This is a genomic window from Roseovarius sp., assembly GCF_018066915.1.
GTDB lineage: Bacteria > Pseudomonadota > Alphaproteobacteria > Rhodobacterales > Rhodobacteraceae > Roseovarius.
This window is the reverse complement of record NZ_JAGPVV010000081.1, coordinates 1-15,226: the sequence shown is the minus strand read 5'-3', so window position 1 is coordinate 15,226 and position 15,226 is coordinate 1. Positions and strand designations below refer to the sequence as shown.

General features: G+C 57.6%; 5 protein-coding genes. 1 reads left to right on the top strand and 4 read right to left on the bottom strand.

What is annotated here, in order from left to right; genetic code table 11:
- From KBT70_RS04710 to KBT70_RS04700, 3 genes are all read right to left on the bottom strand, one after another.
- A partial coding sequence (locus KBT70_RS04710) for a calcium-binding protein (protein ID WP_296629371.1) occupies window positions 1-1,519 on the bottom strand: 1,519 nt, incomplete at its 3' end.
- Window positions 1,520-1,521: 2 nt separating this feature from the next.
- The gene (locus KBT70_RS04705; RefSeq protein WP_296629370.1) at window positions 1,522-3,318 is read right to left on the bottom strand and encodes a type I secretion system permease/ATPase; all 1,797 of its coding nucleotides are present in this window, start codon (window positions 3,316-3,318) and stop codon (window positions 1,522-1,524) included.
- 89 nt (window positions 3,319-3,407) lie between these two features.
- Entirely contained in the window at window positions 3,408-12,716 is a 9,309-nt protein-coding gene (locus KBT70_RS04700; RefSeq protein WP_296629369.1) for a peroxidase family protein, read from the bottom strand.
- 246 nt (window positions 12,717-12,962) lie between these two features.
- Here KBT70_RS04700 and KBT70_RS04695 point away from each other — a divergent pair, with 246 nt between their 5' ends.
- Complete coding sequence (locus tag KBT70_RS04695; RefSeq protein WP_296629368.1) at window positions 12,963-14,276, top strand: hypothetical protein; 1,314 nt, start codon at window positions 12,963-12,965, stop codon at window positions 14,274-14,276.
- Window positions 14,277-14,375: 99 nt separating this feature from the next.
- Here the strand turns inward: KBT70_RS04695 and KBT70_RS04690 are convergent, their stop codons facing one another.
- On the bottom strand, window positions 14,376-14,888 hold the full coding sequence (locus KBT70_RS04690; RefSeq protein WP_296629372.1) for a response regulator transcription factor: 513 nt from the start codon (window positions 14,886-14,888) through the stop codon (window positions 14,376-14,378).
- Window positions 14,889-15,226 lie beyond the last annotated feature (338 nt).

Genomic DNA, 15,226 nt, shown 5'->3' with positions numbered 1-15,226 from the left:
CGGTATCATCACCGCTGCCGCCAAAGATCTGGTCCGCGCCGTCACCGCCGTTGAGGGCGTCGTCGCCAGCATTGCCATGGATGAGATCGTCGCCCTCCTCGCCTTGCACCTCGTCATCCCCGGCACCGGCCTCGACCGTATCATCACCGCTGCCGCCAAAGATCTGGTCCGCGCCGTCACCGCCGTAAACCTCGTCATCGCCTGCGTTGCCAAGGATGAGATCGTCGCCCTCCTCGCCTTGCACCTCGTCATCCCCGGCACCGGCCACGACCGTATCATCACCGCTGCCGCCAAAGATCTGGTCCGCGCCGTCACCACCGTAAACTTCGTCGTCGCCAGCGTCTCCGTAGATCACGTCGTCGCCGCCCTCGCCATAGAGACGGTCCTCGCCTGCACCACCGGAGATCCAATCGTCGCCTCCTCCTCCGGCAATCAGGTCATCCCCATCACCGCCGAACAGACTGTCGTTGCCGTCGCCACCGGAAATATTGTCATCCCCTGCGCCGCCGTAAATTCTGTCACGCCCTCCTAACCCGGCTAGATTGTCGTCAGCGTCCAACCCAAAAAGTGCGTCGCGCCCTTGCGTGCCAACAATCAGGTCCTCGCCATCAGTTCCCGTAAAGACATTTTCAATCACGTTCAAAATTGCGGTCTGCTCAATACTGAACGCGCCGTCGCTGATCGAGAACGCGATTTCAACTTCGCCCAGAGCCTCTGTATCTACGAAATAGCGCCAGCCATCGCCTTTGGGGTCCATATGACCCGAACTGCTGCCGGTGATTGAGACCCCTAAAAGATCGCCATCTTGATCCCCTGTTTCAGAGAGAAGGTGAGCCAAGGAAATCGCCAAGACAGCTCCGCTACCGACGTCCCCAAGGTGCACGGAACTTGAATTGCGCGGGGCACGGTTGCGATCCTGAGGGTCGGTTTCGATTGGGTCAGGGTTTTCTTCCTCTGTCACATTTGTGGGATTGTCGGGCTCCGTCTCGCCGCTCCGATCGGGGATGGTTGGTGGGGGGGCCGGTTCCGCGGTGTTGTTCTGGGGAAAATTGTTTCTTCCCGGGAACAAGCTGAATGGAGGGAGAGTGGTATTTGCGATCACGCGTGGAAACTCAGCGCCGGAAACCGACTCTGTAAACGGTTCGAGGAACATACTGTCAAATCGGCCTAGAACCACCGGGTAGCGGAATGAAACGATTGCTGGTTCTTCTTCAACCCAGGAATCTTCAGGTCCACTATCGCTGTCGTCCGGGACATTCTTTTGTTGTACCAGAGCAGATTTGTTGCGGCTTGCATTAAGATTTTCGGTGTCGTCCTCCGGCGGTTCGTCTTGAGCCACGGCAACGATCTGTGGGTCAGACCATAGAAAGGAGCGAAGATAGAGGCCCAAACCTATGAGGCTGCCAAGCCAGCCGCTGAGGAGTTTCGTTTGACTGCGTTCGGGGTGTTCCAATCCCATAGGGTCGTAAGGGTCAGGGTGTTCGGTCGGTGCGGAGCGGAAGCTTTTGACGTCGATCATGATCAGCCTCCCTGATTGGCCTTGCGCCCCGCGTCCAGCATGTGACTTGCGACATGCGTCTCTGCCGGGTGCTGTTCCGCGTTCACGGAAGGCTTGGCTGTGCTGGCGACCGAAACAGGTTTCGGGTTCAGAATCTGGTCTCGTGGACCGAAAGCGGTCAGCTTGCCAGCCTGGATCACGCCGATCAGGTCGCACGCCTGCAGGGCTGACGGACGGTGTGCGATCAGAACGACAATGCCGCCGCGCTTCTTGACGCCTTCGATTGCCGCCGTCAGAGCGGCTTCTCCTTCGGGGTCAAGATGTGCGTTAGGCTCGTCGAGGACGACCAGGAACGGTGATCTGTAGAGCGCACGTGCCAATCCCAGACGCTGCCGCTGCCCGCCCGAAATGGACGTGCCCATCGGGCCAAGGTAAGTCCGGTATCCGTCCGGAAGCCGCACGAGCATCTCATGCACATTTGCCGCGCGTGCGGCAGCAACGATCGCCTCTGGGTCAGGCGTTTCAGCGAGACGCGCGATGTTCTCTTCGACCGTTGCGTCGAGCAGGGCGACATCCTGCGGCATATACCCGATATGCGCCCCGCGGTCGTCGTCATTCCATTGCGTCAACTCCGCACTGTCAAGCCGAACTGATCCCCGCAGCGGCGGCCAGATGCCGGTCAACGCGCGGGCCAGCGTGGTCTTTCCTCCACCGCTCGGCCCAATGATCCCGACAGCTTGCCCTGCCGCTGCCTCAAAGGTGATGTCGCTGAGTAACACTCTGCCGGTCGCTGGCGCGGCGACGGTCATGCCCTCAACCTTCAGATTGTATTTCGGCCCCGGTAGCCACATCGGCTTGGGTTGATTTTCAAGCACTTCGACAGTGTTGCGCAAGCGGCGCCATGACGTGCGCGCGGATTCCATGTTCTTTGCATTTCCAATCGCAAGGTCGATGGGCGCCATGGCACGGGCCGAAGCAATGGTTGCCGCAATGATGGCACCGGCCGACAATTCACCCTGAATGGTGAGATACGCCGCAAGCCCGAGGATCGACGACTGCAGCAACATCCGCAGCACCCGCGAAATGGCGCTATAGGTGCCTGATATGTCACTTGTTCGAGTCTGAAGTTCCAGATGCCGATCATTCGCGGCTGAGAAACGCGCAACGGCCCGCGACGCAAAGCCCATTGCCTTCAAAACCTCGGCGTTGCGTGCGTTCGAATCCGCGATTGCGTTGCGCTCAATCGTCGCTGACACGGTCGAATTGCTCCAACTCCGGGTCCGCAATTCCGCCGCGATCGCAAGTGTCGCAAGAACAAACGCACCGCCAATCGTCAGGGCGCCCAGCATCGGATGCAGAAAGTAGACGAACGCGAGGAAAATTGGCATCCACGGCAGGTCAAACAATGCAATCGGCCCTTGAGAGCCAAAGAAACCGCGAAGTGTATCGACATCGCGGCCCCGTTCGAGGGCCTCGGAGGTGGAATATCCCAGGCGTGGCATGTCAACGACCAATTGATGTGCGACGGGTGCCAATCGACGGTCCAACCGCGCACCGACACGAATGAGAATTTGGGTGCGAATAACGTCGAAGACGCCTTGAAAGAGATAAAGCCCGATTGCCAGAACTGAAATAGCGGCAAGCGTCGGGACGCTGCCGCTGACCAGCGCTCGGTCATAAATCTGGAGCATGTAGAAAGCGCCGGTCAATGCCAGAATATTGATAACCCCTGAAAGCAGGAGCAGAAATACAACCAATCCCTTGATGCTACCGAGCGCTTTGGCTGCCGCGTTCCCGGACTTGTTCTTTTGATTTGCCATGATGTGCTCTCGCGTCTGAAAAATGAAATGTGACCGAGCCAATCACTCCGGGCAGGGTATGATCCGCCCGGAGCTATTGTCAGGCTGACTCAGAGCTGAAAATCGTCCTGAGTCAGGTCGTGGCGGCCCCGTATCGAGATGCTGAAATCAGGCGCGTTATCACCTTCGATGTTGCCCTGGATTACGGTCACATCACCGTCTGCACCGGTCTCGTGTGTCACGAGGAGCTGACCGCCGCCCGTGAAGGCGTCAGAGACGAGTGTGAAGGTGCCGTTGCCAGATCCAGAACCGTTCGCGTCGATCTGCGAGAGGTCGATCTTGTCGCCGGGTTCAAAGGAATTGATCGTATCCCCGTCGGCGTCCGATGCTGACAGGAAGCGATAGACGTCATTGCCTACGCCACCGTCCATCTCGTTTTGCACACCGCCTGCGGTGATGACATCGTCACCTGCGCCCCCGATGAAGTTCTCGATACTCCACAACACGTCGTTCCCAGATTGGGCACTTGACGCATACCCGCGTCCACCGACGCCGCTTCCAAGATCGACGCTGGCATCGGCTGTGATCTGCGACATATCGAGGGTATCTGTGCCTGATCCGCCGCTGACGTGATCGCCGTAATAAACGTCGTCACCATCGTTAGCAGTTGCCACGAACAGATCAGATCCGCCGCCACCCACGACAAAGTCATTACCCGCCCCGCCCTCGATGAAATCGGCACCGCCTTCACCGAAGAGCCTGTCATTGCCGCCGTCGCCAAAGATCATGTCCCGCCCGCCGCCAGCCAGAACATTGTCGTCGCCGTCGCCAGCAAAGATCATGTCCCGTCCAGCCAAGGCCAGGATATTGTCCCCTTCGGCACCGCCAAAGAGCGTGTCGGCAGCAGCCGTTCCAATGACTTGCCCTGACGCGGCAACAGGCGGCGGCGTTACCGTGCCGTCATTGGCATCAGTTTCGTTCTCCTCCTCGTCGTCCTCGTCAGTGTCGCCGTCGCCTTCGCTGACGTCGCCGTCGTCACTCTCTGCGGTGTCGTCGCCTTCACCGACGGCGTCGTCATCGTTCTCTGCGGTGTCGTCACCGTCACCGTCACCATCACCGGCAGCGTCATCCTCCTCATCTTCGTCTTCACTGGTGGCATCGAAGAGGCTGTTGCCGATATCTGTCAGGCTGGTGTTGCGGGCGACAATATTGGCAAATGTCGTATCCTCACCGAATTCCTGATAGAAGTCGAAGTTGTCAAACCGGTCGATGTAGTAGAACCGGTCGCCTTCTTGCAGGCGGTCGAACTGTTCATGAAGCACGACCCAGAAGGTCTGCCCAACCATCCCGCCGTTGACGTGCTTTTCTGCAAGACCACCAGTCCACAGATCGACGCGGTCGATGCCCTTGACGATCTTGCTGCCGTTTGCGCCATCCTCAAGCATGACGTCTGGGTTCACCGCGACAAAGGCGGCAATCTGAGCAGGTGTCTCCAACACGAGGTCGGGATAGGCCTCCATCAGCCGCGCCATATCTGCGTCGCTCACATCGTTGCGTGCCTGGAAATCCGCCCAACTCGTATAGGGTGACAGATCGCCGGCCAGTCCCGCAGCTTGAGAAACATAGGGATCGGTCGAGGCTGCAAGCTGGGCGCGAACTTGGTTCATCGTCCCAAGTCCCACATCCCAGCCGCGTGCGACGTTGAACGAGAAGAGATCGGCATTGATCCGAACAAGATCGGATCGGATCGCCTCAACGATCTTTAGATCGACTTCTTCCGCCGCTTGCACCGCCGTGCCGCCGATAATGGCTGCGACGCCGTATTGTGCATAGCCGGGTGCCGGAACATATCCCTGCGGCAGCGGTGCGTTGAAAACCGACGGATCATTGCTCGGGTTTAGGAAGGCGTCGTACAACGGCACCTGAATGAGTTCCCCATTTGGCCCCTGAACTTGCAGGTTCTCCCCGACCAGCGAATGACCAAAGCGATAGGCTGCGGCCGCGAACTCGTGACTGATCCGGGCATCCACATCGGGATTGTAGCCATCCCAGCCATGGTCATCCGTGCCACCATCCGCACTGCGCAATCCGCCAAGAAGCTTGTCCGCGAACTCTTGGAACACAACACGCTGATAATCGCTCTCGTTGAGCATCTTGGCCGCTTGGAAAATTTCCTCGTCGCTTCCCTCAAACCCCTGTATGAGCAGGTTCTCGACGTGGAAGTTATGGTTTCGCGCCCAGACTGTGTGCACCGATGTCAGCGCGAAATTCTCGTTCGCGCGGCCATCGCCCGCCACCCGGTGATCAAGCAGGTCGATGAACGGATTGGCGTCGAGCAGCAGAGGTTGCCCGGACCCAAGGAAATCAGACGCAAGCGCCTGCACCATGCTTGGGTCAATCTCGCCGGTAATCTCATCGACCAAACCCGGAAGAACATCCTGAAGCCTTGCCGCACCACCCGGCAAACCAGCATCCTCAAAGTATGTTTCCGCCTCCCAGTGGTGCAGGATCAGATCGCGTAGGGTCGGCAAGAGACTGAAGGCCGGGTCCGAAGGATCGGCCTCGCCCCCCAGAAGCCGCATGCCAAACCCATGCGCCCCATCGCTTTCGCGCAGGAATTGGCCAACAAGCTCATGACTGCCATAGGTTTGGTTCTGGTCGACGAAGGGCGATGTCATGTTTGTATGTAGCGGCGTGCCGTCCTCATCATAGCCCGCAACTTCCGCACGCGTGAGATCCGCAGGATTGTCGGATGTCGGGCTGCGTTCCGCACCCGGTCCGCCAATCTCGATCGTGCCGAAGGCGGGGTTCTTGGGGATGAAGTCGAGCCCGTGATCAAAATACTGACCGAAGGCCATGAACAGCGCATTCGCGTTCATTGCATTGGGAGCTACACTTGCGTCCTGAGGCCCAAGGATGTTGGAGATCGCACGCGGATCGAGACCATCAAAGATCGGGTTGATCTGCCGGTTCCCATTTTCATCGGGATCGCCGTAACGCGCCTCGGTCAACCGGATGAAGGGCTCGCCCGCCGCCCCATACGCCGGGTTGGCCTCATTGTTGCCCTCCCCGCTGAGCGTTCGGACGCCGGTGAACTCTTCGGTGTCATCGTCACCGTCAAAGGCCAACTCACCGTTGACGAGATTCTTCAGACCTTCCAGATCGCGAGCGCTCAGCGAGAATGATCCATCGGCGACGTCATCGTCGGACGGTGTGCCACCACCAACACCGGGCAATCCGCTCGATCCATCGAACGTGACACTCGATCCACCACGGCTCACCGTGACCATGCCGTCATCGTTGACCGTCACGACCGGATCACCGATTCCGGGCAGTTCGATCACGTCTTGCGGCCGCAGGGTGCCAATGATCGTGTCGTTGCCACCCTGGCCTCGGAACACGATCCGGTGTGCCGATGTCAGAGCAGTGATATCGACCGTGTCGTCGGCAGCCGTGCCATTGACGGTGATTGTGCTGAAGTTCAGACTGGTCGGTACGAAGTTTCCGACAATCGTGACCGTGTCTCCACCAACGATGCCGCCGTTTGGCACGCCGTTTCCGTCATTTGCCGATACGGCAAGCGTGTCGATAGCGATTTCCTCGATGTTGTCCAACTCGGCGACCACCGTGGTTGTCGCCCCGACGGTGCGGGTGATCACGATCTCTGTCGTTGCCAGGAAAGATGTCCCGAGACTGCCCGCAAGGCCAGCGTTCTGGCCACCTGACATGGCATAGACAGTGAAGGTTTCAGCCTCGGCATTGCCCTCAAGCCGGAAGGTGTCGTTGCCGCCTCCGCCATCCACCACATCGCGCCCATCGGTCGATGCCTGAATGATGGTGTCAGTGCCGCCACCGGCCACGATGATATCGTCGTCCGCGCCGCCGTTCAGCACATCATTGCCTGCACCGCCGTCCAGCACGTCAAAGCCGCTCCCCCCATTCAAAACATCCGCGCCATCCTGTCCGTTCAGGATGTCGTCGCCACCGTTGCCATTGAGGGTGTCGTTTCCACCGATTCCAAAGAACGGGCTGACACCGGTCAGCAGGTCATTGCCAGCGCCACCGTTGAGGGAGTTGTTTGAAAATAGTGTTCCATTCAGCGTCACGCCAGTATTCTCGGCTACCGCAAGGGTAGGCTCGGAATACACTGTCTCAAGCGTACCGCCCCCGTCGGTAAAGCTCACTTCGACCCGAAGCTGTCGACCGATCTCACTGATGTCACCCAAAAGCTGCTGAATGAAGTTCGGATCATTCGGCGTGAATGTCGCATTGGTCGCGCCGGGAATATCGGTCCAGACCGCACCATCAAGAAACTGCCACTGAAAGCTGAAGGCCCCAAGACCGTTCGCGTCCGCAATGCCGCTCGTATCCACCGTCAGAAGCTGACCCTCGACCGGCGAGACCTGGCCGTTGGTCGGGGTCGGATCGTTGATGACAGGCATGCCTGTCGCCGGCCGCGGAAGCGCAAAGTCGCCATCCGCAAAGCGCAACAGCTCTATGTTGTGCAGCGTGTCGATGCCGTCATCAATCAGGATGGCGGGATTGGTGCCAAACCCGGTATGTTCCACCTGAAAGACATCGTTGCCAAGGTCAGTGATCGTGTACTGGTCGCGATTGTCGTTGAACACGGCGATGTCGATGTCATCCTCTTGTCCACCGTTGAGAATTTCGCGGACGATGTTCATCTGGGCCGGCACGATGGTGCGCGAAACCAGAAGTTCAAACAGGCTTTGTCCTACCCAGGCAGGGTCCACCCCATCCTCTGCGGTAAAGATATGCCGAAGCGTATCGACCGTTACAATTTCGTTCGCTGCTGTATTCTCGTCATTCGGATTGCCGGTGATGCGAATGCGCACATTCAGCCAGCGGTCACCGTCGATGATATCGTCGCCACCATTGCCAGTGATCAGATCAGAGCCCCCACCGCCCATGATGATATTGCCATTCTCCCAGAACTCTGTGCCGTTCAAAAGCGAGACGAGATCCGAAAGGCCATCAATCCGGTCGATGCCCGCTTGATCAAGCCCATCATTGAACAGCTCACCTTCCGCGCTCTCTCCCGTTCCGGGCGCAACGCGGTTGTCACCGATCAGCGTGTCGTTCATCTGCCACCCTGACAATCCCTCGACCTTGTCAAAGCGGTTGCGCAGGATATCCTCTTGGTCGGTGGTGAAGATCTTGATGCGCATGTCGGCATATGCGTCAACCGCCACCCCCTTGTACGAGACCCAGTCAAATCCGAACATGCCCTCGTTGCGCATCACGCTCTCACCTTGGATCATGATGTCGTCGCCGGATTCAGCGTCGAAATCATGCTCGTCGGACCCGGCGAACATCACGTCATGACCGATGATCTTGCTGTTGAAGAACAGTTCAGAGTTATCCCCGGCCGTGACGTCAAAGCCGTCACCTGCCTCCATCCAGTCGTCGCCTTCGTTGCCCAAGAGAAAGTCTGCACCCGCTCCGCCGAGGATAAAGTCGTCCCCTGAGCCACCGAATACTTCCGCCGAGTCGACCCCGAGGAAGATGACATCCTTGCCCGAGCCACCCATCAGAACGTCTAGACCGTTTGCAGAGGCCATAACGTCATCACCAGCCTCGCCCTTGAGGAAGTCGCCTTCATCGCCAGAGTCCAGAATGATGTCATTGCCACCGCCACCGTTGACGAGGTCAACGCCAAATCCTGACTCGATGAAATCGTCGCCATCATCGCCCCAGATGCCATCGTCGCCGTCAGAGGTGATGATGGTGTCGTTGCCGTTGGTGCCGCCAACCGCAAGATGCTCTCCTCCGGTGACACGAATGTAGTTGGTTTCGACGTCGCTTGTTGTGGGATCGTCGCGTACGACCTTGCCCATGCCAAGGCCCTCGAGCACCGGATCGTTCCCCACCGGATCATCAATCAACTGGTTGGCCTGATTGACTTCCAAGACAAAGTCGTAGCGCGTAAAGGAATCCACACCGATATGGTGACGCACGACGTCGTCTTCGGTTCCGCGGATACCGTCCGCTCCCGGATCAGCCAAGTTGGTATTGGCCAGAAGCATCTTCGAGAAGGAGTTCTCTTCGAGTTCGTTGAGGAAGTTCTGACCTTGGGTCCGTGTCAGATAATAGAACCTGTCTCCGTCCTGAAGCGCCTCCATCTGCGCTTCGAAAATTGCGGTGAACGTCGACCCAAGCATGCCGCCGAACGGCATGATCCTCTCGCTCAGACCACCGACCCAGAGATCTATCGTATTGAGACCATTGGTGTCAGACGTCCAACCATTGCGCCCAAGCAGAAAGTCAAAGCGATCGGCATCCGAAACGGCCCCGCCACCGAAAACGAGATCAAAGGCGGCATCACGTTTCTCTTCAAGCGTGGTTGCGGCAAGGATAGTCGCATGCGTTCCATAGGCCGCAAGCAGGTTCACGACGGTCATTGGCGTCTTCAGGTTTGCCGCCAACTCGACCCAATTCTCATATGGCTTCAGCCAGACGGAATTGGTCTGTTGGAAAAGCTCCGCCCGTGCCTCGTTGAACGACGGAATGCCAGTGTCGCGGCCGCGTGCAATGTTGATCGCAGCAAGATCGAGCGGCAGACCAAGCAGGTTGCTGCGCAGGGCCGGAACGACGAATTCGTCGATTTGACTGCCACGCTCGGTTGTCATCCCGCGGATCACAGCGGCGGCGGCTTCATCTGCACTCATTGTGCCATCGTTGTCGTAGGCAATGGGATTGAGGAAGGCCGCAATGAGGCCCATGTTGTCCGTGGTCACCTCTCCTGTCACCTCGTCAACCAAGACACGCGGCATGTTCTCGGTCAGCATCGAGTGCCCGAACCGATAGACGACATTGGCAAATTCGGCAAAGATCGACGGATTGATGTCCGTGACCGCGTTGAAAACGAAGGGATCGATGTTCGGATGGATCTTGCGTCCGAACTCTTCGAAGACAAGGTGCTGATACTGCATTTCGGTCGCAAAACGCCCAGCTTGGAACAACCGTTCACCATCCCAGGTCAACGCAGCGGGGTCGGTTGGAATTGGATCGCCCGCCGCGAGATCGACGAGAAGCCATTCGTTGATGAAATCAATATCGCCTGAGTCCAGAATGGTCTTCTTTTGCGCCTCCACCTGCCGGTTGTGCTCCGAGTGAAAGACATGGTGAACTGCTGTCAGGCCGATATTCTCATTGCCCCGGCCATCGCCGGTGATGAAATGACGGTCCAGCAGTTCATTGTCATAGGTCCCGGCGGTACTGACACTATCGGAGAGACCCACCGCTGCGTCGTCGTCCGCGGTTTTGAGCAGACCGGTCTGCGAGTCGAACGGGTTTGCGGCATGTGCGATGTCATCCAGGAACGCATGCCCGATGCGGATCGCGCCCACCGTGAATGTGTTGACAGGGGTCGTCAGGTTCCCTTCGACCACATCATCGTCAGCGGTATTCGGAATGCCATCCGCGCCAATACCCACCACGATCTGAGGCAGGCCGTTGGGACCGCGTATGAACTCGCCATAGTCATCTGTCCGCAAAAGCGGGATGTTCAGGACGTCGCCATCGGTCAGCTCGATCCCAAGCAGATTGCGCGCTTGTGCCTTGATTTCCGCCCAAGTCGGCAATCCGCCATTTGCGCCGTCCAAAAGCTTGCCGGTCGAGACCGGGTTGCCATTGGTATCAAACGCGTACTCACGCATAAACACCTGATGCGAGGCGTGCGACGTGTAGGTCTGGTTCTGATCGACAAAAGGCGTGGTGGTGTTCTGCCCCTCATGTTGCGTGTCATCGGCTGTCCCCAGCACGCCATCGGCACCGGGTCCGTCAACGGGCGTCGACCGTGTCAGGGCCATGAAGCGTAGATGGTTCGGAAGATCGTCGGCGGTGCCAGCGATGCCGTCTGCCCCCAGAACAAGCGGATCATCCGCCTCCAACGGAATGAATATTGTCCCGTTGTTACCCTTGGTGATCAGGTCGAGACCATGATCGAAGAACTGGCCAAAGAAGGTCATCCAAGCATTGAACGGGGCAGAGATGCCGTCGTCGGGCGCAATGTTGGGAATCGTCGCAAGGTCGATGTCGTCGATCTCGATCTTGTTGCCGTTGGAGGTCGACAGCGAAACATTATCCACCAACACCTGCGAACCGCCGGTTTGCTGGATCTCGACACGCAGCGTCTGGCCCGCAAGCCCAGCAGCGATCGGACCGGTATCAAGGGACACATCGGCCCATTGCCCATCTGCGGGCTCTGGCAGGGGAATGGATGAAAGAACCGTGGTGACACCACCCGCGCCGACAGCAATCAGCCGCGCTGTGCCGCCGGACCATATCTGATCGGTGCGATCACCGACACTCAAGCTCAGTTGATAGCTTGCACCTTCGGTCAGAGTGCCGCTGTCCTGAGACAGTGTAGCGCCGCCAATAAGCCAGGCCACGTTTGGCCCAGGATGTCCAGCGGTTGCGCTTACGCTGTCCACCGGCGCAAAGAGGCCGCCGGAACCCCCAGTAATGGTCCAGTCGCTGGGCGCAGTCGTGGTGAAATTGCCAAGCGGGTTCGATGTAACACCGGGCGCACCGTCAAGGAGCGGTTGGTCTTCGAAACTTGCGTTCAAGAGTTCCAGGGCCTCAGGGCCTTCGCCGGGGCGAATTGGAATGGCATCTTCGCCGTAGCGCTCGTGGAACGCAGCAAGCGCGGCGTCATTCGAGAACCAGGCCTCGACTGCGGCGGGGTTCGCCGTGCCTTGGTCGACAACGAGGTTGGAGATGATGCGCGGATCGGCGTCTGCTACGTTACCGGTATGCCCGCCATTGGTGCCCGACGGTGTGCCGATCACGCCATAATCCGTGTTGGTGACAATCGGCCCACCAGGTGCGCCGAGCGGCATCACATCGCCATCTTGGTCGTTCAAGAAGTTTTGGCTCAGAAGTCGCGGCATCGGAGTATCCGCCGCGCCCCATTCCTCGCGCCCCTCAACCAGATTGTTGTATCTGCCGTCGACCGTGCGCAGGCCGTTGGGCACAAGGGGGTCTGGAATAGCGAGAACTGCGCCGGGTGTCCCTTCTGGTACGACATTGCCGTCAACGTCGACGTAGATTTCCGTCAGCGGTGTCCCGCTCGCATGCGCTTCGCTGATCTTGACCTGCCGAAGAAAGAACTCGAGGTCCGCGATATTCAGTTTTACAGCCATGACACATCTCCCCATGTGGCCCGCCGCATTGTATGCGCGAGCAGATTTTGGTTTTTTCTCAATGCCTTGGGTTCCGGCCAATGGCGCCGGAATGTGTATGCTCAAATTGTTGGCAATACCCCCCAGGTATCCCCTTAAGGGTCTCACCGATTCCAAAATGTCGCCACGGGCAGAGGTCTGCCGCTTCGCCTGCACGAAAGCCCGCAGAATGAGTTGGACCAAGGCCGAAGAAACTTTCAGACCAAAGGCCATGTGAACTTGGGCTCAAAGTCCATTGTTTGAGAGGCCGCTTGTGGCGTAGGTATTGGTTAACTATGGATTAATTATTGGTAATTGCCTGAAGCGCGCGTAGCCTTACTTGAGTGACCTTTTTGCTGTTGTGCGAGGTGTGCCACGAAGTGGCCACGAACCTACTCAGAGGTCCTTATGCCCCAAAGCAAGAAACGACCGCCGAATCATCCAAGAGGGTCATCAAAGGCCATCCTGAGCAGGTTCCATGTGGCACCCAGCCCTCTGGCGGCGATTTTCACCGTGATGGTTATTGCTGTCATGTTTGCGCTTGGGGCCTTCATCATGTTCGAGTACCGCTCGCTACAGGTGCAATCGCATGGTCGGGTTGGAAGCGCCTATATCGACAACCTGCTCGCGCCGCTGGCGTTGGATCATTTCGAGATCCTCGGCAACACAGACCGCAACTCCAATCAGGCGTTCAGCTATGTGGCTCAGAAGAATCCAAATCTGGTAATGCGTGTCTGGACGCTTGAGGGCGCACTTCTGTACTCGACGCTTCAAGACGACTCCGCTGATCATCACGAGGCGGAGCATCTCAAAGTTGCGATGCAGGGCGAATTCGTCGTGAACCTAGAGACATCCGGCACGATTGATCCTGAATTTCCTCTCGCTTACCCGTATTTCGAAGTTTATGCGCCGATCCACGATCCAGAGAACGGCATGTTGATCGCAGTTGGCGAAATCTATCTCGATGCGTCCGAGCTTTTGCGTGACCGGTCCTTCGTCGAACGGGCAACCTGGGCCGCAGTGATCCTTGCTGCCCTGAGCATGTTGGCAATGCTGGCGCTCACCTTCAGCCAAAGCTCGCGGTTGGAAGAGCTGTTGGCGGCCGAGCGAAAGATGGTCAAGCATAATGACCAACTGCGTCGCGCAGCCAACCGCGCACGGCTTGACGCCGCACAAGCCAACGAGCAGGTCCTCAATGTCGTCGGTGCCGAGCTGCATGATGGGCCCATTCAGTTGCTCGGACTGGTTTCCCTTATGAAGGACCAACATCCTCAAACCGAAATGCCGGATGGGACTTCGGTGCGCGGGCTGATCAGTCAGGTGATGACAGAATTGCGGTCAATTTCCGCTGGCTTGATCCTCCCCGAGCTTGAGGATCTGGACGCCAAGGGAGTGGTTGCGCTGGCCGTCGAGCGGCATAAAGCCTTGATGTTTGGCGATGTGGAGATGGAGATCGTGGAGCCTTTGGCGAATTTGGATCTTCCACGCAAGATTTGCCTCTACCGAGTGGTGTGCGAGGGGCTCAGTAATGCCGTTCGGCATGGTCAGGGCCGAATTCCTCTGGTCATCGTTCACCAGACGGGCGCGATCTTGGACGTCGTCATCTGTGGCGGCAAATCGCAGGGCGCAAACACTACATCATCCGTCACGCCTTGGCATTTGGGATTGCAAGGCATGCGACGTCGGCTCGACGCATTCGGAGGCCGTATTGACCTCGCCATCGCGGAGGATTCATCCACGCTTCATGTCACTTTGCCAGTACATTCGCCGGATGACAAATCTTGGACCGTTTAAGTCGCTTTTGATGCACCAACACGCTCGAGCGATATGACGTACAGCAGATTTGATCCAGCAGAGCCGGTCGAGCCGTCTCAAAATCGACCTTGGAGACCGTCAGTTCATTTGGGATGTGCGAACAAGTGCCCCACTGCTTTCAAGCTGTTGCGCGGCAAGAACGACTTCAACCCGGTTGCGGACATCAAGCTTTTGGATCAGCACGGACATGTAGTGTTTGACCGTCTTCTCTTGCAGCGACAGTGCATCGGCGATCTCGCGGTTTGTCGAGCCCCGTAGCAGTAGTCGAAGGACATCTTCCTCTCGCTTGCTGAACCGGACCCGCTCCATGGTGCGATAGCGGGCTTGTTGTCTAAGCCCAGCTACGACATTCGCGGAGACGCTTGGCGATAGATACGTATCCCCCATATGAACCTGTTGGATGGCATCGGCCAATTCTTCGAGAGTGCTGCCCTTCAAAACATATCCGAGAACGCCCGCCTCTAACGCAGAGATTGCTGTGTCCTTGCTGCTTGATGCTGTGAAGGCCACCATTTTTGTATGGGAATATTCTGTCGCAACCTTTGCAATCGCCTCGATGATGACACCAGGCATATTCAAGTCGATTACGATGATGTCAGGCTTGATTTATCTTGCGATCTTGACAATATCCTGCGCTGTCTTGCCAGAGGCAACAACACTAAAGCCCTCAAGGGCAGAAAAAAGCTGACACACTCCGGTCAAGAAAACCGGATGATCATCAACGAATGCCACAGAAATCGTTGGCATATTATACCCCAGTACCCCAGACTTTCCCCAGAAATATCAAGCTCAAAAAGTCGTAATAAATTTACAAACACTACGTATGCGATATCACAAATCCATGATTGAGGCAATCCTGTGAGATGATCCCCCTCCTGACCGGGCAATTGGGCATAGTCCTTGAGGCTTGGGTATATGCCTGAGCACGT

Excerpts from the sequence above, each read along its gene's own strand:
- KBT70_RS04705 (WP_296629370.1), bottom strand. The coding sequence starts at position 3,318 with ATGGCAAATCAAAAGAACAAGTCCGGGAACGCGGCAGCCAAAGCGCTC.
- KBT70_RS04700 (WP_296629369.1), bottom strand. The coding sequence starts at position 12,716 with ATGGCCTTTGGTCTGAAAGTTTCTTCGGCCTTGGTCCAACTCATTCTG.